The sequence below is a fragment of the Colwellia echini genome (genome assembly GCF_002843355.2).
Taxonomy (GTDB): domain Bacteria; phylum Pseudomonadota; class Gammaproteobacteria; order Enterobacterales; family Alteromonadaceae; genus Colwellia; species Colwellia echini.
Genome location: NZ_PJAI02000010.1, coordinates 52118 through 74492, shown reverse-complemented (window position 1 = coordinate 74492; position 22375 = coordinate 52118). Strand labels below are relative to the sequence as shown.

At 36.9% G+C, this 22375-nt stretch carries 14 protein-coding genes and 1 tRNA gene; 11 read left to right on the top strand and 4 right to left on the bottom strand.

The features are described 5' to 3' along the window. Positions 1-39: 39 nt before the first annotated feature. From glmM to CWS31_RS10260, 4 genes are all read left to right on the top strand, one after another. Positions 40-1377 (top strand): phosphoglucosamine mutase, encoded by a 1338-nt coding sequence (gene glmM / locus CWS31_RS10275; RefSeq protein ID WP_101344991.1) that lies wholly within the window; start codon positions 40-42, stop codon positions 1375-1377. Between the two features lie 427 nt (positions 1378-1804). Next, positions 1805-2572 (top strand): triose-phosphate isomerase, encoded by a 768-nt coding sequence (tpiA, locus tag CWS31_RS10270; protein WP_101344990.1) that lies wholly within the window; start codon positions 1805-1807, stop codon positions 2570-2572. A 2-nt stretch (positions 2573-2574) separates the two neighbouring features. Then, positions 2575-2973, top strand: a complete 399-nt coding sequence (gene secG, locus CWS31_RS10265) for a preprotein translocase subunit SecG (protein ID WP_101344989.1) — start codon at positions 2575-2577, stop codon at positions 2971-2973. 88 nt (positions 2974-3061) lie between these two features. Further along, a tRNA-Leu gene (locus tag CWS31_RS10260) sits at positions 3062-3146 on the top strand. A 146-nt stretch (positions 3147-3292) separates the two neighbouring features. Here CWS31_RS10260 and CWS31_RS10255 read toward each other — a convergent pair. Beyond that, positions 3293-4678 (bottom strand): class II fumarate hydratase, encoded by a 1386-nt coding sequence (locus CWS31_RS10255; protein ID WP_101344988.1) that lies wholly within the window; start codon positions 4676-4678, stop codon positions 3293-3295. Positions 4679-5549: 871 nt separating this feature from the next. Between CWS31_RS10255 and CWS31_RS10250 the strand changes: the two genes are divergently transcribed. Next, positions 5550-5759, top strand: a complete 210-nt coding sequence (locus CWS31_RS10250; RefSeq protein WP_101344987.1) for a hypothetical protein — start codon at positions 5550-5552, stop codon at positions 5757-5759. A 364-nt stretch (positions 5760-6123) separates the two neighbouring features. Continuing rightward, positions 6124-6582, top strand: a complete 459-nt coding sequence (locus CWS31_RS10245) for an ATPase (RefSeq protein WP_101344986.1) — start codon at positions 6124-6126, stop codon at positions 6580-6582. 489 nt (positions 6583-7071) lie between these two features. Here the strand turns inward: CWS31_RS10245 and acnA are convergent, their stop codons facing one another. Beyond that, a complete protein-coding gene (gene acnA / locus CWS31_RS10240; RefSeq protein ID WP_101344985.1) occupies positions 7072-9861 on the bottom strand; it encodes an aconitate hydratase AcnA in 2790 nt (929 codons plus the stop codon). A 494-nt stretch (positions 9862-10355) separates the two neighbouring features. On the opposite strand from acnA, the gene katG reads away from it, so the two are divergent. Further along, positions 10356-12536: a catalase/peroxidase HPI gene (gene katG / locus CWS31_RS10235; protein WP_101344984.1), complete on the top strand. Its 2181-nt coding sequence runs from the start codon at positions 10356-10358 to the stop codon at positions 12534-12536. A 330-nt stretch (positions 12537-12866) separates the two neighbouring features. Here the strand turns inward: katG and CWS31_RS10230 are convergent, their stop codons facing one another. Next, positions 12867-15101, bottom strand: coding sequence for a TonB-dependent receptor plug domain-containing protein (locus CWS31_RS10230; protein WP_101344983.1), 2235 nt, complete (start codon positions 15099-15101; stop codon positions 12867-12869). Between the two features lie 443 nt (positions 15102-15544). Here CWS31_RS10230 and CWS31_RS10225 point away from each other — a divergent pair, with 443 nt between their 5' ends. The 4 genes from CWS31_RS10225 to CWS31_RS10210 all read left to right on the top strand — a co-directional run bounded on the left by CWS31_RS10225 (position 15545) and on the right by CWS31_RS10210 (position 21071). Further along, a complete protein-coding gene (locus tag CWS31_RS10225) occupies positions 15545-17536 on the top strand; it encodes a YfiR/HmsC family protein (protein WP_101344982.1) in 1992 nt (663 codons plus the stop codon). Between the two features lie 68 nt (positions 17537-17604). Then, entirely contained in the window at positions 17605-18399 is a 795-nt protein-coding gene (locus CWS31_RS10220; RefSeq protein WP_101344981.1) for a phytanoyl-CoA dioxygenase family protein, read from the top strand. Positions 18400-18746: 347 nt separating this feature from the next. After that, positions 18747-19985: a retropepsin-like aspartic protease family protein gene (locus CWS31_RS10215; protein ID WP_101344980.1), complete on the top strand. Its 1239-nt coding sequence runs from the start codon at positions 18747-18749 to the stop codon at positions 19983-19985. 303 nt (positions 19986-20288) lie between these two features. Next, positions 20289-21071: a hydratase gene (locus CWS31_RS10210; protein WP_101344979.1), complete on the top strand. Its 783-nt coding sequence runs from the start codon at positions 20289-20291 to the stop codon at positions 21069-21071. A 134-nt stretch (positions 21072-21205) separates the two neighbouring features. Here the strand turns inward: CWS31_RS10210 and CWS31_RS10205 are convergent, their stop codons facing one another. After that, positions 21206-22162: an AEC family transporter gene (locus CWS31_RS10205; protein ID WP_101344978.1), complete on the bottom strand. Its 957-nt coding sequence runs from the start codon at positions 22160-22162 to the stop codon at positions 21206-21208. Positions 22163-22375 lie beyond the last annotated feature (213 nt).

The following is a 22375-nucleotide window of genomic DNA, read 5'->3' as shown; positions in this document are numbered from 1 at the left end:
TAAAAGTAAGTGTCGGTACAAAAGTTAATAAGGATAAATATGTCAGATCGTAAATATTTTGGTACCGATGGTATCCGTGGTTTAGTTGGACAATACCCAATAACGCCAAAATTCGTGATGAAATTAGGTTATGCCGCAGGTAAGGTACTTGCCGGCCAAGGTACTAAAAAAGTACTGATTGGTAAAGATACCCGTATTTCAGGTTACATGCTTGAATCAGCCCTTGAAGCAGGATTTTCTGCTGCAGGTATTGATGTTGGTTTATTAGGACCAATGCCAACACCTGGTATTGCATATTTAACTAAAACATTCAGAGCCGAAGCCGGCATCGTTATTAGTGCATCGCATAATCCATTTTATGACAATGGTATTAAATTTTTCTCACAATCAGGTGAAAAACTTCCTGATGAAGTTGAGCTAGCCATTGAAGCTGAATTAGATAAACCAATGGGCTGTGTAGAGTCTGCAAAGCTAGGTAAAGCAAGTCGTATTAATGATGCAGCAGGGCGTTACATTGAATTTTGTAAAAGTAACTTCCCGAGCAAAATGTCTCTTAAGGGACTTAAAATTGTCGTTGACTGTGCACATGGCGCAACTTATCACATAGCCCCGAATGTATTTCGTGAGCTTGGCGCTACAGTTATTGAAATTGGCACAGCACCAAATGGTACTAACATCAATGATGGCTGCGGCGCAACCTCAATGGGCGCAATTAGCAAAGCTGTTGTTGAGCACGAAGCTGACTTAGGTGTGGCCCTTGATGGTGACGGCGATAGAATCATGATGGTCGATCACACGGGTTATGTTATTGATGGTGACGAAATTATTTATATCATTGCATGTAACGACTTAAAGTCTGGCCGTAAAGGCGGTGGTGTAGTAGGTACTTTAATGAGTAATATGGGCTTAGAGTTAGCCTTAAAAGAATTAGATATCGAATTTGATCGCAGTAATGTTGGTGACCGTTACGTGATGGAGCTGCTAAGAGAAAAAGATTGGCAGTTAGGCGCTGAAAATTCAGGCCATGTAATTAACCTTAATCACACCTCTACGGGTGACGGTATCATTGCTGCGCTTAATGTACTTACCGCTGTAACTAAGCAAAACAAATCACTATTTGAATTACGCCAAGGCATAACTATGTTGCCGCAACTATTGGTTAATGTACGTTTCTCTGGTGACAATGATCCATTAAAAGATGAAGCTGTACTTAATGCTGTTGATGAAGTTAATGAAACTCTTTCTGGGCGTGGTCGCGTATTATTGCGTAAATCAGGCACCGAACCACTTATTCGTGTAATGGTTGAAGGCCCTGATGATGATGAAGTGACGATGTTGGCAAACAAAATAGCTGATTTAGTTAAACTGGTTAAATAAATTAGCAAGTGAATAACGCTTCCAGAATATTAATTATGGGGCGTTATTTATTTTAAAGATTAACAATTATTGACTTGTTGCTTATGAACAGCGTTTCTATTGATTATGCTTGAACTGAACTGAACGAGAGTGACACCGAACAGCTTACAGAGGTTGATTTTTTTTCAATTAACTATTTCAGAGAATAAAGACAGTTAAATAACAATTTTTGAGCAATTTTTATTAAGTAAATAGCTTCATTATTACCCTGAACAACAAGTGAGTATAAAAAACATACAAGCAAGCAAAGATAATGTGTTAAATACTTGTATCTTTTGCGCAGGTTAGTTACTATCTCGCGGCTTCATTTTAGCAATGACTCTATTTGATTTTTACTGAAGTCGTAATACTGAAGTCGTAATATAAGTATGATGGCTTAGGAGTCGAAATGACGAGACGAGTAATTGTCGCCGCAAATTGGAAAATGAACGGAGATTCAGCCTTAGTTGACTCAATGATCTCAGGCTTGTCCGACATGGAATCTTCAAACGTTGAAGTGATTATTTGTCCGAGTTTTCCTTATTTATCTGATCTTAATCAGAAAATAAAAGCAGCTGATTTAGATAATATTATTCAAGTTGGCTCACAAACTGTGAGTAAATTTGTAGGTGGTGCCCATACGGGCGAAGTTTCCACAACAATGTTGAATGACTTATCAATAAAATACGTTATTGTTGGTCACTCAGAGCGCAGAAGTGTATATAATGAAACTTCTGAGCAAGTAGCTAGTAAAGTACATGCAGTATTAGACGCCGGATTAAATCCAATCTTATGCATTGGTGAAACCGAAGCAGAACGTGCTGATGGAAAAATAGAATCTGTGTTATTATCCCAGATTCAGCCAGTTATCGATGAAATTGGTATAGAAAGATTTAGTGATGTTGTTATCTCCTATGAGCCAGTTTGGGCAATAGGTACAGGTAAGGCAGCATCTAGTGCTATGGCACAAGAAACACATTATTTTATTCGTCAACTTATTGCTAAACAAAGTAAACAAGTGGCGGCTAATATATCATTACTCTACGGTGGCAGTGTTAATGCAGCTAACTGTGAAGAATTATTTGCACAACCCGATATAGACGGTGGTCTTGTTGGTGGTGCTAGTTTACAAGCTGAACAATTTAAAATTATTTGTTCTGCAGCCAAAGGAAAATAGAAATGTTGTATCAAGTATTAATTATCGCCTACGTAATAATTGCTTTAGCCCTAATTGGTTTAGTATTAATCCAACAAGGTAAAGGCGCAGATATGGGCGCATCTTTTGGTGCAGGCTCTTCTGCAACTGTTTTTGGCTCAGGTGGTTCAGGTAACTTCCTAACGTCTACTACAACATATTTAGCTGTAGCATTCTTTGCTATTAGCTTAATCTTAGGTAATCTAACAGCTAACCGCACTAAAGCGGTTGATGAGTGGAACAACCTAGAAGTAGAGCAAGCTGTTGATGCTATTCCTGCTGAGACTGTTGAAGAAATTGTTATTCCTGCGGCGCAAAATAGCGATGTTCCTGCTGCAGATACTACTGCTCGTAAAGAAGAAAATAGCAGCGTACCTGAGTAATATTTTCAAAGCATTAAATTCCAAGTTTTAGAAAATATAACTAACACCTCAGTTAGTTAATATAAAAGTAATAAGTAACTAGTTTTGCGCGGACGTGGCGGAATTGGTAGACGCGCCAGCTTGAGGGGCTGGTGACTTAGGTCGTGGGGGTTCAAGTCCCCCCGTCCGCACCACTAGCACTTATTATAATGTACAATAAAAACCGATACGCCTTTAAAAATAAGGCCTTTCGGTTTTTTTATGTCTTGTTTTTATGGTTTATATTTTAATTTACGGTTTTATGCTCAGGCAGATATTATTAAATGTAATTAAATAAAGTTTAGCGATTACTGGTAAGCCGCTTAGGATCTAACAGTTTAATCAACTCGGTTTCGCTTATTTCAGTAAGCTCCTTAGCAACATCTAACACGGTTTTATTTTCTGAATATGCCTTTTTCGCAATTTCTGCGCTTTTATCGTAGCCAATTAAGTGCACTAACGCGGTGACTAATATCGGATTTTTTGCGACGCTTTGTGCAATCTTTGTTTTGTTCACTGTCATGCCTTTGATCACTTTGTCGGCAAGCGCAATACTACTTGAACTTAATAATTGAATGCTTTCTATTAAAGTGTGTGCGATTAACGGCAGCATAGTATTTAGCTGAAAATTACCTGATTGACCAGCTAGTGTTATAGTTGTGTCATTGCCGATCACCTTAGTGCACGCCATCAATACTGCTTCAGGGATCACCGGGTTCACCTTACCCGGCATAATGCTACTGCCTTTTTGCAATTCTGGTAGATGCAATTCATGTAAACCGTTTAACGGACCACTACTTAACCAGCGAATATCATTACTTATTTTACTTAAACTGACTGCAGTTGTTTTAAGCGTTCCACTAACAGATACCGCGGTATCTTGAGCGCTAATAGCTCGAAAATGATTATCCGCGGGCGTAAAAGTTAAGTTTAGTTTATCGGTTAATATGCGAGTAACAATACTCGCAAACTCAGGATGGGTGTTAACACCAGTACCCACCGCGGTTCCACCTATCGCAAGTTTACACAAATTAGTTAAGTGCTGCTCAAGCTGAGCATAAACATAGCGAACTTGTTCACTCCAACCGCTTATCTCTTGCGCAAAACTGATTGGCATTGCATCCATTAAATGGGTACGGCCTGTTTTTATAGTGTCATGATATTCATTCGCCTTTTGATCTAATGTATCTGCTAAATACTGTAATGCGGGCAATAATTCATCGGCAATCAGTTTGGCTGCACTTAAGTGAATACATGAAGGAATAACATCGTTAGAGCTTTGCCCCATATTCACGTCGTCGTTAGGGTGAATATCAAGCGGGTTTTTACTGTTGCGTTTTGACAACGAGGCAATCACCTCATTAGCGTTCATGTTAGTGCTAGTACCAGAGCCAGTTTGAAATACATCAACCAGAAATTGATCATCATGAGAGCCAGTGGCGATTTCATCGGCGGCAAGTGTAATAGCAGTTGCTTTATCTGCATTAAGTAACTGTAATTCATGGTTTGCTTGCGCACAGCTACTTTTCAGTGTACCTAATGCCCAGAGAAATGGACGAGGCATTTTAAGATCACTCAAGGTGAAATTGTTCAATGCTTTTGTAGTTTCAACACCATAAAAAATGTTTGATGGTGAGCTACTTTCTGACGTTTCGTTATCGAATTTTTGGGGTCTGTTGTCTTGCATCTAGTTCTCCTTACTTTAGTCATTAGTTTCAACCATAGGTGTTAATTATTTGTGTTAATTATTTGTGTTAATTATTTGTGTTAATTATTAGCTTTAGCTCATTTCAGACAATAATGTTTACTCATTATTAATACAAAATATTATTAGTAAATCTTTATTACTAAATTATAAAACTTAAAATATCTAGAATCGGTACGTTAGCGTACAACTAGCCAATCTATTTTCATCGCTATTTACGGTTATTGATATGTACCGATAATATGTAGTGGTAAATAACAAAGTATCATATTTTTAACTAAACAATTAGCTTTGCCATCGCACATCGCATTTTAACCAGTACAAGTGAACTGTAATTTAAAGAATATGGCATTAACTATATGACCTGAATACGGGATAAGCAAAATGCTACAACAGCGCTAATTATGCGTATTTCTGCGTTGTGAAAACTCCCAATAACCAGTTATTGGCTTCGTTTTCTCGCCTTGAACTACGAATAATTAAAACTATTGTAGAGGTGTAACAATAACTAATTGATATTATTAGGTTATACATATTCATTATCCCGAGTTCAGGTTATATGGTTTTAACTTCAGTATGGGGCAAGCATTACTTAACTCTAATGTGTACTTATCAAAGTTTGTTACACGTCAGTTCGGATAACTTGGGCTAACAATGATAAGCTATGTTAACAATAGCTTTTGAAAAGTAAATCAATAGAAAACTATTCTCTAGTAAAGTACCGAGTAAAAAAAAAGAGTTAAATTAACGTGGAAAAACATAACAAAAGATCGACCCCTTGAAAGAAAATATTGTAGTCCTTATCATGGTTAATCACTCGAGCAGTTAATGAACAATTAATGGAGCACAAGCTATGGAAACTAATGATCAGAACAAACACGGTATCGCTCAGTTTGCGGCTTTAAAAACCGCTATAGCGAACGGTGAAGAGGTGTTGGTAAAAGATTTAGTGTCAAATGGGCCAATGCTAGATATCGAAAAAAGTTATCTTATTGACTTGGCTAAATTACATGGCAATCGAACTATTCTAATGCTACTTGAAAATGTTACCTTAAAAGAATAATTTGAAAGTAATTTATTAAAGCCCGTTTACTATTCGCTAAAGATCTTCACTGTGAAAATAGGAATTAAAGATCATTAAGATAAACTCTTAATTCTAACGTTTCCTATTAACAGCTTTTCATTTTTAGTGGCACACAGTAACAATTTACTGAGTATTTGCTGCGACATGGTCACTCTATCGAGTAATCTCGAGTAAAACATTAAATAGTATAATATTTTAATTACTACCCGCTATAAACTTTGGCGTTATCATATGTTTTAATGGCTCTTGTAAAGTGGAACTGTATACGATTTAACTAAATTAACATTACTTAACTTAACTTAACTTAACTTAACTTAAAGCTAATTTAACTGGGAGTAACAAGATGCAAGTTGAAACCATTAGGGATGTACTTAATTGGACTGTTTTATTTCATAAAAATTTAAAAGAAAGTTTAAAGCAAAGCGCTACACAAAATGAAGGTGAGCGAGCAAGAATGATGCTTAATTATTTAGCAGATCATGAAGCAAGCTTAGAGAATATTATACAAGAACTCGAAAATAGCGCAAACGAAAAGGTCTTGAGTACTTGGTGTTATGATTATATCGAAAAACACTCGATTATTGAGCATGTCGATTGTGAGTCATTCTTTGAAGAATTAGATATGCCGCAAATTATGGAAAAAATAGTAAACCATCATGAACAAGTAATTGAGTTAATTACTCATATTTATTCTCGTGTTGATATAGATAGTGCTAAAGAATTACTCGATACGATAAAAGGTGTTGAGGAAGATGAGATAAAACGAATGGTACAGTCGGCTAATCGGTTTTCAGACATATAATTGAAATACGTGGGTACTTATCGAATAAGTACTCAGCCAAATAAAAATAGCCTTATTTATCGGTGTTTTTTATATTGGCTGCGTTATGAAAGCAGCTAATAACCAATTATTTGGTTCGCTTTCTCGCCTTGAACTACGAATAACTATTATAGGTATACGTTACTAAGATATTGATATAATTATCTTACTAAATTTTATTATTCCGATTTCAGGTTGTTTGATAAATTACCTGAGCTTGTAAGATATCTTCGGAATCTGTGAAGAACGTCCCTTTAATTTTAATATCTTTTTTGGAAGTCGTCCTTTAGAAGTTATAACGTAGAGATATTAAGTGGGACCTTGCCAAAATATTTACGTATAAATGAAAAAACAGGCCGTAAAAAGGACCTGTTTTTTGTAGTGCCTTTGCCATGACTGCATCATTGTTAAGTCATGACATTTATAACACTTTATTTTTGCTACCTTGTGTTGTTAAACATAAACAACTTGCTAAGCAGTTGTTGCCAAATTACGTAGTACGAAGTGCAAAATACCACCGTTCTGGTAATAGCTAAATTCGTTTGGCGTATCAATTCTAATCAATACTTCAAATGATTTTTCACTACCATCTTGTGCGATGACAGAGACTGTTGCCGTTTTTTGATCAGCATTTATCGCAGGAATACTAAATTGCTCTTCACCAGTTAATTTGAATGTATCAGCACTTTCATCTGGCATAAACTGTAAAGGTAGAATGCCCATTCCAACTAAATTTGAACGATGAATACGCTCATAACTTTGCGCGATTACCGCTTTAACACCTAATAAAGCTGGACCTTTTGCCGCCCAATCGCGAGAGCTCCCCGTACCATACTCTTTACCCGCTAACACAATGGATGCAATATTTTGCTTTTGATATTGCATCGCGGCATCAAATACACTCATTTTCTCGCCCGATGGCATCATTCTAGTCCAGCAACCTTCAGTGCCTGGTGCTAATAAATTACGCAAACGCACATTAGCAAAAGTACCGCGCATCATGACTTCATGATTACCACGTCTTGAACCATAGGAGTTAAAGTCTTTAGGGGAAACACCTTCACTTTGTAAATACTCCGCCGCAGGGCTATCTAATGCGATTGAACCAGCAGGAGAAATGTGATCGGTGGTGACACTATCCCCTAGCTTTAATAAACATCGTGCATTTTTAATATCCTTAATCACAGGAATTTCAGCGCTAATGTTGTCAAAAAATGGCGGTAACTTAACGTAAGTAGAATCTGGCCAGTCATATTTTTGGCTTTCTACTATGTCTAAGGCTTGCCAGTCTTTATTGCCACTGTAGACATCGGCATAGCGAGAAGTAAACATTGAGCTATCGATAACACTTTCAATAACCTCTTTAATTTCATCACTTTCTGGCCAGATATCATGTAAATAGACAGGCTTGCCTGAGGCATCATCACCTAAAGGCTCTGTTGTAATATCTATTTTCATATTACCTGCTAATGCATAGGCAACCACTAGTGGAGGAGAGGCTAAATAATTGGCTTGAATTTCAGGGTGAATACGGCCTTCAAAATTACGATTACCGGATAATACCGAGGTAACAGATAAGTCACCTTGATGAATGGCACCGCTGATTTCGTTGGGTAAAGGGCCAGAATTACCAATACAAGTCGTACAGCCATATCCTACCAGTTGAAAACCCAGAGCATCCAAATCGGTATTTAAACCAGACTTAAGCAGATAATCAGTAACAACTTGTGAGCCAGGCGCAAAACTGGTTTTTACCCAAGGTTTAACGTTCAAGCCTCGACGTCTTGCATTTCGGGCTAATAAGCCTGCTGCAATTAATACCGATGGATTCGAGGTATTAGTACAACTGGTGATCGCGGCAATCACCACAGAGCCATGCTTTAATAAAAAATCTTCGTTCTTATATTGGCAAGGAACCCCCGCGTCTCCATTACTTGCAGGTAATACGGGAGAAGGTTGACCGCCTTCATCTTCAAAACTACTTTCGGTCGAGATAGATGGTGGGGTTGAATTTTTATTTAAATTTTGGTTTGAATCGGTTTGTTTTACACCGCTTTGTAATGTTAACCAATCACTGTAAGCAGTGCCTGCGGTGTCTAATGATATTCTATCTTGTGGGCGTTTAGGTCCTGCTATAGAAGGCACTACATCATCGAGTTTTAGTGATAATCGGTTATGATAAACCGCATTTTTTTGGGACTCAGTGCCCCACATATTCATGGCTTTAAGGTATGTTTTAATACGTGCTATATGTTCACTGTCTCGCCCTGTTAATTCCATATAATCAATGGTTTGATCATCAATGGGGAAAATCCCACAGGTTGCGCCATATTCAGGTGCCATATTGGCAATGGTTGCTCTGTCAGCTAAAGTAAGTTCATTTACCCCTGTGCCAAAAAACTCGACAAATTTACCTACCACTCCAGCGGCACGTAATTGCTCGGTAACGGTTAGTACTAGATCAGTCGCCGTTGTACCTGGAGGTAACTTACCGGTTAATTCAAAACCAATAATTTCAGGTAATAACATGGTAACAGGTTGACCTAACATTGCGGCTTCAGCTTCGATACCACCAACACCCCAACCCAATATACCTAAACCATTAATCATGGTGGTGTGTGAATCAGTGCCAACTAAGGTGTCTGGATAAAGTAGATTATTGTCATCGGCTTTTTTAAATACAACGCGTGCTAAGTACTCAAGGTTCACCTGATGCACGATACCACGCCCTGGCGGCACTACTTTAAAATTATCAAAACTTTGCTGACCCCAGCGTAAAAACTGGTAACGTTCATTGTTACGTTGAAATTCAATGGCCGTATTTTGTTCCATCGCATCGGCTTTGCCAAATACATCGACCATGACAGAATGGTCAATTACCAATTCTACAGGGTTTAACGGATTAATTTTCTCTGCTTTTCCGCCCATTTTTACAATTGCATCACGCATTGCCGCTAAATCGACTACTGCGGGTACACCGGTAAAGTCTTGTAAAATAACGCGGGAAGGAACAAAGGCAATTTCTGTATCTTGCCAGTTTTTTACGTCCCATTTAGCTAATACATCAATATCTTCATCTTGAACAAAATCAGTATCGGCATGGCGTAATAAATTTTCTAAGAGGATTTTAGCGGCGAAAGGTAAACGGGAAAGATCGTAGTTATCTGCTAAACCATCAAAGCTGTAGTAATGGCAAGTTTCACCATTTATTTCAAGGCTCTGCAAAGCTTCCCTATTAATTGATTGTGTCGACTTGGTCATTAGTAGTTCTCCATTAAAAGTGTATTTATGAAACGCTTATGAATAACGCTAAACTTGTAAATTGACACTAAACATACTAGCGCATCTATTAGATAGCGTATAGACCATGACGTTAGCTTTTCTTAGTTGATTGTATTCATGAAGTATTAAGCTGCTATTTATTAGTTCTAAGTTGAGAAGAAACTTAATCAAATTAGTGTTGCTTAAACTGAAATGGTTTCATGCAAGCTTAATATATAACTACTGAGTAATATTATTTTTTAAAGCAAATTTATATTGGTTTTCTTATGCTTATATTAGCTTGTTGATATAAATTTGCTTACATATAAATGACTAGGCTATTGTTGTTTTACATTTCGTTCAACCACATACTATATTACTCATCGTATGTCTTGTTTTGTTCAAATATCAGAACATCTCATTGCACTGACTAAGCTTTTAAATCTTCGCTTTAAAAAAGCGGTAAAAAATCATTTAAAAAAGGAAAGTTTACTATGAATGACAAGCAAAAATCCTCGACTGGAAAATGCCCTGTGATGCACGGTGGCGCAACTGAAGCTGCAACGACAAATATGGAATGGTGGCCAAAGGCTCTGAACCTAGACATCCTCCATCAACATGATAATAAAACCAATCCGATGGCTGCTGACTTCAACTATAGAGAAGCGGTTAAAAGTCTTGATATAGCAGCGCTAAACAAAGATATGCACGCCTTGATGACTGATAGCCAAGATTGGTGGCCTGCAGATTGGGGGCATTATGGCGGTTTAATGATTCGTTTGTCTTGGCATGCTGCAGGTACGTATCGTATAGCAGATGGTCGAGGCGGTGCAGCTACTGGAAATCAACGTTTTACACCGATTAACTCTTGGCCTGATAACGTCAACTTAGACAAAGCTCGCCGTTTACTTTGGCCGATTAAAAAGAAATACGGTAACAAGCTTAGCTGGGCAGATTTAATTACTTATGCGGGCACTATCGCTTATGAATCTATGGGATTGAAAACCCAAGGTTTTGCCTTTGGTCGTGAAGATATTTGGCACCCAGAAAAAGACACTTATTGGGGAGCTGAAAAAGAATGGCTAGCTCCAAGTGGCAGTGAAGGAAGTCGTTATTCTGGAGAGCGTGATTTAGAAAATCCGCTTGCTTCGGTAATGATGGGATTGATTTACGTTAACCCTGAAGGTGTTGATGGTAATCCTGATCCCCTAAAAACGGCTCAAGATATACGTGTAACCTTTGAACGTATGGCGATGAACGATGAAGAAACCGTTGCCCTAACGGCAGGTGGTCACACCGTAGGTAAATGTCACGGTAACGGCGATGCGTCAGTGCTTGGTAAAGAGCCAGCCGCAGGCGAAATAGAAGAACAGGGCTTGGGTTGGAACAACAAAAGCAAACGCGGTATTGGTCGCGACACTGTCTCTAGTGGTATTGAAGGTGCATGGACAACAAACCCTACCCAATGGGATAACGGTTATTTCTCCATGTTACTTAACTACGACTGGGAACTGAAAAAAAGTCCAGCAGGCGCTTGGCAGTGGGAGCCTATAAACATTAAGGAAGAGCATAAACCTGTAGATGTTGAAGATGCTTCTATACGTCATAACCCAATTATGACAGATGCTGATATGGCGATGAAAATGGATCCCGCCTATCGTAAAATTTCGGAGCGTTTTCATAATGACCAACAATATTTTTCCGAAGTTTTCGCTCGCGCATGGTTCAAACTGACACATCGCGATATGGGACCAAAAACACGTTACATTGGTTCAGATGCGCCGCAAGAAGACTTTATCTGGCAAGATCCTGTGCCTCAAGGTAATACCGGTTATGATATTGAGTCAGTGAAAGCAAGAATAGCGACAAGTGGGCTAAGCGTCAGCGAGTTGGTTTGTACTGCTTGGGATAGCGCTAGAACTTTCCGTAACTCTGACAAACGCGGCGGTGCTAATGGCGCCCGTATTCGTCTTGCTCCGCAAAAAGACTGGCAAGGCAACGAGCCTTCAAGGTTGTCAAAAGTATTGGCTATATTGGAGAATATTGCCGCTGAAAGTGGTGCAAGTGTTGCTGATGTTATTGTGTTAGCAGGCAACGTTGGTATTGAGCAAGCAGCAAAAATTGGTGGCGTTGAGGTGACTGTTCCGTTTTCATCTGGACGGGGTGATGCAACCACTGAGATGACAGATTGTGATTCATTCGATGTACTCGAGCCTCTGCATGATGCTTACCGTAACTGGCTCAAGCATGATTACAGTGTTAGCGCTGAAGAGTTAATGCTCGACCGTACACAGTTAATGGGATTGACCGCTAATGAAATGACGGTATTAATTGGCGGAATGCGAATGCTAGATACCAATTACGGCGGTACAAAACACGGTGTTTTCACTGAGCGTGAAGGGGTATTATCTAATGACTATTTCATTAATCTAACCGATATGAATTATACGTGGCAGCCTGTTGCTAACAATTTATATGAAATTCGAGATCGTAGTTCAAACGAGGTCAAGTGGACAGCAACACGGGTTGATCTTATTTTTGGCTCTAATTCAATTCTTCGTGCTTATAGTGAAGTGTATGCTCAAGATGATAATAAGGAAAAATTTGTTCACGATTTTGTTGCTGCATGGACGAAAGTAATGAATGCTGATCGCTTTGATTTAGATTTGATTTAGCTTGATGTAACACGATCTAACAAGGTTTAGGTTGTGTTCTAGGTTTCAATTTTGGTTAATTATCAAATAAAATCATCTCATATTTAACGGAGCAGTTTGAGTTTTTTTGTTTGATATCTTATTTTTGATATCTTGTTTAAATTGATTAATACATTGAACGCTGTCCTTTATATAAAGGGCAGCGATTAATATCAGCGAAGTAAACTAAGCAAGCAATTCAAGTAAATGTTAACCATAAGCAAGTGTCAAAATACTTGATTTTAGCCTAGCTCATAAGCATTAGTTATCGACTAGTTAGTCAGTAATTATCTAATCGGTAATCCTCTAGTTTTAAAAATCATAAGCAATGGTAAATGTTAGGGCAGGGGCTAAAATACGGTAATCAGCTGTTCGTTTTAACGTATTTCTTTTATTCAAGTCTTGATTGAACCAACCTAAAACGTTTTGCAAATCTATTCGAAACAACAAATCCTTTGTAAATAATTGATTGTAACCAATATTCCAGTAAGCACTAGTACCACTCATGCCGTCATAATCATCTGCAGCACTTAACTTAGCGTAATTTAGTTGGCTTTCTAGATCTTGTGCAAGCATTGCTTGTTCATTGTTATAATTCGCCCAATCTTGTGCTCCTTGAAAACTCCAAAATACTCTTAATGAAGTATCAAAGCTGATACTGTCATTGAGTACTTTTCTATAAGTGAACTTTGTTTGCCAATCAGACCATGCTGTAACATACTTTCCTTCACCATACGGATAAGCTGAAAAATCTTGTCCTACTCCTTCAGCGGTCATATTGAAATCAAGCAACTTGGTATAAGCCTGTGAAATAGACCAATAGTCATTGTCTTTTTTATAATTGATATTTAATTCGCCACCAATATTGGTGTATGTACCAATATTTTGAATTGCCCCTGGAGCATTACCAGATTGAGGTGGCGCGGCATTATTCCAAGACAATAACTCTACTTCGTTGTAAAAAATATTTGCCTCAAATAAAATCTCTGAATTAATAACCCTTGAATACATTATTTCAGTGGTTTCTATTTGCTCGTTTTCTGCTTCTTTATTTCGATTTACACTTTGTCTTAAGTTACTTTCACTTGCCCGTCTGTGTGAAATATTGAACATTAATTTTAAGGTGTCGATTGGTGTTACATTTTGAATGAAAGCAATGCGTGGTGAAAACAATAAGTCGGTATCACTATGAAAGTCAAAACGAGCGCCGAGAAGTAATGAACTGAGGGGATTGAACCTAAATAAACTTTCACCAAATAACGCATAATTTATGGTGGTCCAGCCATTACCTGAGTCGCCATCGCTGGCATCTATTTCATCACTGGTTCTTTGTCCGTCAAAAAATTTAGAGGTTAACCCTAAGCGGTTATAACTGTAATCAAAGCCAAGTACGTAGCTATGATCAGTTTCAAAAGTGGTAATTGATTTAAAAAATAATTCTTCTTCACCAAAAGCATTATTGGTATTTGTAATACTACTGCCGTCTACATCTTGTTGTGTTTTCACAAACTCAGATCTGTCATAACTTAATGAGAAGGTGGTATTCTCTAAAAAAGCAACCTCAGGTTTATATTCATTAAACCAAGTTAACTGCGCGTAACCGTTTTCTCTATGACTGCCCGCGGTATCATTGTTCCAGTTATTAGAATCCTCTTCTTTACCACGTCGGGGAGCTGATTGTACACCGCCTTGGGTAAATCGTATCCATGAATCAAAGTTATTATTACGGTAACGAATATTGGCTTTAATTAATAATTGATCATCAAATGCGGCATTATAATTAGGGATTTTGTTATATGCAGGATTTACCTCGCCTCCAGCTTCAACTTGAATGTTTTCGAAATTAACATTTTGTCCGGAAATTAATGGTGAGTGGTTAGTATTAGCGCCATCGTAATCGGCAAGGCCAATATATAATAATAGCGATTCATTTTGACCAAAAGTATGACCACTTCTTATTTCAAATGATTGAAACTCTTCAAGTGTACCTACTTTCACTGTTGCTTTTGTACCGGGCGCATCAGCGCCATCAAAGGTGATTATGTTTATTACCCCAGCAATTGCACCTGGCCCCCATACCGCGGCACCAGAGCCCCTTACTACTTCGACTTGTTTAATATCATCAAGCATGGGAAATATTTTTTCAGTAAAGCCGCCAATGCTCATCACGTGGTTCATCACTTTACCATTGACTAGAGTTAACATTTTGTTATCTCTATCTGTGGTCATACCGCGAATGCCGCCTTTGTCTTGACCTACATTGTGAGAGGAAATTTGAAAGTTTGGGACAAATATTTCTAAGGCTTCTTCTAGTTGTCGTGCGCCACTATTGCTTAACATCTCACGGGTAATAATTGTAACGGCAGAGGGCTCTTCTTTTTGGGTGATTTTTAAAGCAGAGGTTGATGATTTTACGCGAATATTTCTCAGCTCTTCTAAAGGGATATTTAATAAATCATCTATGGATTCACTTGGTGCAGACCACGCCAAAGATAGCCCCAAAAAAGGGGAGCTAATCAATATGATCAAGCAGGTGGTTTTTTTCATACGAAGCTAACACCAAAAATAGTTACTAAGCAGGTAGATATGGAACGGGTATTGATATAAGTCGTGATACAAATATCATCTTGTGCATAATAATAGACTAAAATAAATTTAAACGAATATTGACTGTATATTTTAACGTATTAATTATAGTCGTAATGTGTTTCTTGTTACGGAATTGTAAACATACTTTATTTACAACAATAGGCACTTTTTATGTGGTTTTATATGTGGTATAGATGAGATAAATTAATTTATAAGCCTTGTACTCACAACTTATATCTACAAACATATATTAGGTTATCGGTTCATTTATTAATTACTTTAATCAAATAACGCCCCGCTATATGTTTATTTGATAACCAGGTTGAATTTATTATCTAAGGCACACTTGTATTGAAGCACTCAACATTGCAAATATCAAAAATACTAGGATATTACACTTTATGATTCTTAGTCATAGTGCTTCGCCCGCCATAACTTGCAAACTGGCAATGTTCATTAAAGTCACCTTCTTGAGCATTATGCTTATTGTGCCTAGTTATGCGCAAACGGCAAACTCAGTAGAATTACTTAAAGTCGTTTGGGTATACAAATTTCTTAATTATATTACTTGGCCCGATGAAGAAAATACCAACAATATAACCATTAGCTATTGGGGAGGCGACAGTGTTTTTTATGACAACCTGCTCGGCTTAAACGGTAAGAGGGTACGCGATAACCAAATTAGCATTGTCAGACAAGGGAGTATTTCACCGCAAAAAGATGTACAGGTTATTGTGGTAGGAAAAAATAACAATGGCGATCTTGCTAAATTACAAAGCTTAGTGAAGGGCGAAAACATCTTGGTTATTTCTGATGACGTAACCGATAAGCAACATATTATGATTAACTTTGTTTATCCAGATCCTAATTCAATTTCATTTGAGCTTAATCGTTATAACATCATCTATGAAAAATTAGCATTATCGTCAGATATATTGGTTATTGGTGGCACCGAAATAGATATTGCTCAAGTATTAAATGAAATGAATAGCAAGCTTGATAAAAGCCGATTACAACTTGATAAGCGTGAACGAACACTAACTGCATTAGCCTCTGAAATTAGTGAAAAAGAACACAAGATGGCGTCACTGCAACAGCAAATAGTAGAGCAAACTCAAGATATTGATTCAAGACAACAACAATACTTGATGTTAAAAAATGACATGGAGCAATTGCTCCTCACGGTTAAAAATAGTCAGGCACAGTTGGTTAGAAATCAGCAGCAACTTGTGAAAAATCAAGCTGAACTTAAAAAAAATAACGAAGAGCTAAAGCAAAATAATTTAGCCTTAGTTGAAAAACAAAATAAACTCATTGAAAAAGAGCGAGATATTGAACAACTATCGCAAGCCATTGCAGCGAATAAATTAACGCTAGTTGGGCAGTCAGCACAAATAGCGCAACAAAAAGTATCATTGTCTAGTCAGGAAGCGTCATTACTGAATCAAGAAAAAGAGTTGTTAAATAAAACATCTACTATACAGCGTCAGAATATGGTGATGGTTTTTAGTCTTATTTTTATCCTGCTGGCGTTAGGTATAGTGTTTGTATTGTATAAAAGCAGCAAAAACAAAAAGAAATCCTATGAAGCACTCAGCGATAAAAATAATCAACTTGCGCAAACTAACGGACAACTCCTAGAAACACAATTTCAATTGGTTGAGTCAGAAAAAATGGCTGCCTTGGGTAATTTAGTGGCAGGCGTTGCTCATGAAATAAATACCCCGTTAGGCACTAGTGTTACAGCGGTAAGTACGGCTCAGCATTTATTAGATATTTTTATGGCTAAAGTGCAAGCTAACAAAGTTAGCCGAACAGACATGAACACTTTTTTAGAAAAATTAAACCAAGCCACTGGTTTAATTAACAATAATTTGATCCGCGCCAATGATCTTATCCGACAGTTTAAATTAGTGGCTGTTGACCAATCATCAGAAGAGCAACGCGAATTTTTACTGGGGGAATACTTAAATGAAGTATTATCAAGTTTATACCCAGAATATAAAAAATATAATTGTGAGATAGATATAATCTGTGATGAAGAGTTAACAATGAACTCATACCCAGGTGGTATTGCGCAAATAATGACGAACTTAGTGATTAACTCAATTTTGCATGGCTTTAAATTGGATAAAGATGGCGCTATACAGCTTAATGTTAGTAGTGACGATAAAACCGTGATTATCACCTATCAAGATAATGGTATTGGCATTGAGAAAGGTAAATACACTCAAATTTTTACACCATTTTATACCACTAAGCGTAATAATGGTGGCAGTGGCTTAGGTATGCATATTTGTTATAATATCGCCAGAAAATTGGGCGGTGATATAAAATGTGTACCTTGTGATAGTGGCGCTAAATTTGTTATTACCCTGCTTAAAAATTTATAAGCTTGTATCGTCTTGTATCGACTTCTTATCGAAAATCCCTCTAAAATAGTTAACCCTTGTAGTACTCAATGAAAATCAATGAACGTAAATTAAATATCGATTATGCCGAGCAAGGCTACTTTGTTATCAGAAATTATTTTGATAACGGTGAGATAGAATCACTAAGAAAGGTAGTGTTAAAGTTTCATCAATTATGGAAAAAAGACAACGAAAAATTCTATAAAGAAGAAGCGTTTAACTCTTCGCTTATTACCGGAAGCGAGTATTTAACCTCTACAGATAGAATAAAATTGTTCAACTTTATTAGTTCAAATAAAATGATGGCGATCATCAAATCGGTCATTCCTGATAAACCTGCTTTTATGAATACCCAGCTATTTTTCAACCCGGTTAATCCTGATCTTAAAAACTTTTGGCATAGAGACTGCCAATATGATCATGATGTTGAAGATCAAAAAATTGCGATTCAAGAAACACAAGTGGTACATTTTAGGGTACCTTTATTCGACGAACTAGGAATGGAGTTAGTACCTGGGAGTCATAAACGCTGGGACAATGCTGAAGAATTCGCGGTTCGCCAAGAAGAGCAGGGAAAGTTAAGTAGTGACGAGCTTTCTACAGGGAAAAAAATTCAATTGGCGGCGGGGGATTTATTAGTTTTTTCGGCAGATATGATCCATCGAGGCTTATATGGATTAGAGCGTTTAGCGTTAGATATATTGGTGTTTGATCCTGCTGGTGATTTTGTTGACTACGTTGATGACGATTGTTTGCCAGATAGCGATATGCTTGCGAAAATTGACGATGCAAGTTTATTTAATAATATTCTTGAGTTAAAGATGCAACGCGCTTTATGCACATAGGTTTAACTGATACAGAACATTGAAGTAATATAAGCAACCTGAGTTCGGAATAAGCAAAATGCTACAACAGCCTTAATTATCCGTATTACTGTGTTTTGAAAGCTCCCAATAACCTGTTATTGGCTTCGCTTTCCAGCCTTGTACTACGAATAGTTAAAACTATTGTATAGGTAAACTTCTAGGTGATTGATATTAATATTTTACTCACTTTCATTATCCCGTACTCAGGTTAAGTAATCAGTGTTATCGGTAGCTATTTTGGGTATCATAAAAATAGTGATTTTAATTACTACATTAAAATCACTATTTTTAATTCACTTTTTAAATCAGTAAGTTTTGGACATATTATGTGGCGGTTTGTTTTATCAGTGAGTTTCTTTTGTTCGGTTGCACTTAATGTTTATTTGTTTATGCAATTAAATGTGAACGCAATAGAAGAAAAGTTCCACCAAGAATCCACCGTTAACTCACCACAACAACTGACTAACAAACACATTATTGTTAATAATGCTAATAATGATCACCTTAAACCGACAGTGGCTACGGTAAACAAAAAAAACACTTCGATTAACAGTGATGACACTCCCGATAACATTGCACAGCAAGTTGCATCAAAAATTAAAAAGGCAATTACTGATAATGACTATTTTGTTGCTAGCTTTTTAATGAATACTTTAGCTAATGAATCTCAAGCTACGGCTGAATTAGCAGACGTTAAACAATTCTGGTTGGCAGCAACGAAAACTCTCATTCAACAAGATTTGTTTGGCCATGCTGAAAGCTCCATCAATGCTTATTTGGGGTTTCAACAAGATGATATTGAATTTCTTTATCAACAAATCGACTTATATTGGCAACAGCAACTAGCGATACCGGCAATAAGGTATGCTTATGAATTGCAATATCATGTTTTTAGTGAAGTTCAAAAATATGATGTTATTAGTTTTTCTAGAGATTTAGTCAAACAACAAGCTGATGTGCTTATAGGTAATAATCTATGGATTGAATTAAGAGAATTAGTCGAGCAGGTAATGATATTTGATCCTGATGATCTTAATTTGCAGTGGTTGTTTGTTCGCACCCAATATCAATTAGGTGAGTTTGAATATGCGCGCAACACGATTCAACCCTTTTTACATAACCCCAATTATAAAGTAAAAGCAGAAGCGCTTTTAGAAAAAATTGAAGAAGCTTTAAGGAAACCAGAAAGTATTCCGTTAAGCCGTCAAGGAGAACACTTTATAGTGCCTGCTTTTATTGATGGTGGTTTTCAAGTTTCTTTAATGCTAGATACAGGTGCGAGTATTTCATTATTGTCTGAAGCCGCTTTTGATGGTTTAAAACGCTATACGGATGTTATTTTTCTAAAAGACATACAACTTAATACCGCTGGCGGACAAGTGATTGCAAGCATGTATCAAGTTGCGGAGTTTTCTATTCAAGGCTATGTTGTTAATGACTTCGACTTTGTTGTTAGCCCTTACATCAGTGAGCATAATGATGGCTTACTTGGCATGAACTTTCTCAGTGCTTTTGATTTTCATCTTGATCAAGAAAATAACCAACTTATTCTGAGAAATAAGTAAAATAGTTATAATATTTGTAACCACCTATAACGTTTACTTTCCTCGTTTTTCGGGAGTTATTTTTACGCTATTATCATGTTAACAGCATAGCACTACTAGCAAAGCCTTAAATATCGCGGTAATATTTAGCCACCAAAATATTTAGCCAGTAATAAGTTATTTTATTTTTCAGTTAATCTATCTTATTCGCTCAACAAATATGTTTAATTAATATGCTCAATTAATGTGTTTAAATAATGCGTTTAAGTAATGCATTCAATTAATACGTAAAACAAATTCACCCACTTATAAAAGTTAATACTTATGACAACTCAAAAATTTAATGAAGCAGCACAACAGTTTTTAGCACGTCGTGTACCTGGTACTAAAGCAGACAGCTTACCTGAAGCAATTAGACCTATTAGCATTGAAGATGCGTTAATGGTTCACCAAGAAATGATTAAACTTCGCAGTGATGGTGTTGCGGGTTGGAAATGTTTATTACCATTAGCTGAAGACAAAATTATCATGGCGCCAATTTTTAGTGATACTTTTCAATATGGCGAGCAGTGTTCATTAATGAAAGACAATGGTGTAGCGCGAGTTGAGCCAGAAATTGTATTTGTACTAAATAAAGATTTACCAGCACGTGATGAAGACTATTCTGAAGCTGAAATTAATGACGCTATTGGTAGCTGTCACATGGCGTTAGAATTAATGCAAAGTCGTTTCGCTGAAGACTGTACAGCAGAATTTGCAGAGCGTTTAGCTGATTGTTTACTTAACCAAGGTTTATATATTGGCCCTGAAATTGATAGAGATTTAGCCTTCGCAGCAAGTAAAATTCAACTTTCGTTTAAACAAACAGACGCAAATGGTGAAGTAACCGAGAAAAACCTTGATGGTGTTCATCCTAATCCATTACCACAATTGCCAGTTTATTGGGCAATTAACATGATGAGTAAACGTGGTACAACCTTTAAAAAAGGTGAAGCGTTCACTACTGGTTCTTATAAAGGTATTGTTGAAGTAGATTTTGATAAGAAAACCGAAATCAGCTACGCAGGTATTGGTAGCTACACAGTTACTTTCAAAGAGCTTGTGTAACGTTAACTTGTATAACCTTAAATAATTATAAAGTTTATTCGCGATAAATAAATTAAAAAGGTAACTCAGTTTATATTCTGGGTTACCTTTTTTCGTTTAGTTTAACTGGGCTTAAATTAGCTTAGATAAAATACTTAGATCAAATCAAACGATTTAAGAAAAGCCAAACCAACACTCACCGTAAATAGTGAACCCACAGTACTCATTACAATAATATTGGCCGCTAAGGTCTCATTTCCCTTCATCGCTTTCACCATGACAAAACTCGCTGCAGCGGTGGGTGTACTAGCCATTAAAAATAAAATACCCAGTTCCATTTTTGAATAGCCACAAGCATAACCAATTGAGGTGATAATAATAGGAGTAACAATAAGCTTGGCAATTACCGAGGCAGAGGCCACCATTTTAGTACTTTTCATATCGTTAAACGATAAACTTGCACCAATACAAAGTAGAGCAACAGGTAAGGTTAACTGAGCTAAATAATCACCCGTTTTCATTAATACCGGATGAATAGGGATGTGCAGCAAATTAATACTTATACCCAGCACAATACCGATAATGAGCGGGTTTTTAACTATGCTAACTAGAATAGAGCTAATGTTGAGTTTTTTATCGGTTAATGTTGTAGTTAGGGTGTAAATACACAACACGTTATACATCAATACTAAAATAGACATTAAAATAGAGGCTTTAGCAATACCTTCTGCACCATATAAGTTTGCACAAAAAGCTAACCCAACAATGGCCAAATTGCCACGAAAAGCCCCTTGCACATAAACACCTTTATCACGCGGATTTTTAACAAAAAGCGAAGCACTTAAAGTTAACAACACAAACACGAGTAAGGTTGCTAATCCTGCGCTGGCGATAATAACAGGATCAAATACCGTCGCAATGTCGGTTTTAATCATGCTCATACCGAGTAAAACAGGCAGCGACACTTTAAAAACAATAATGGACGCTTGTGAGATAAACACATCACCAATTAATCGGTAATACTTAAGAATGCCACCTAATACAACCATAGTAAAAATTGGTCCGGTGACTGAAAAGGCAAAGTTAACGGTAGAAAGAAGTTCAGAAAACACAAGTATCCTATTTCATTAATGGGGTAATAGAAGGGCTGTGATTAAGAGGCGTATTCTCAATCGCCGCGCTTACTAATGCTTAAATTAACTATTAGTAAGCTGTTTAATCTAATATATTAAAGGTCTTATCTTAAAGGTCTTATCTTAAAGGTCTTATCTTAAAGGTATTCGCTTAAATAATTACTACCTAAAAGATATTCACTCAGAGAAGAC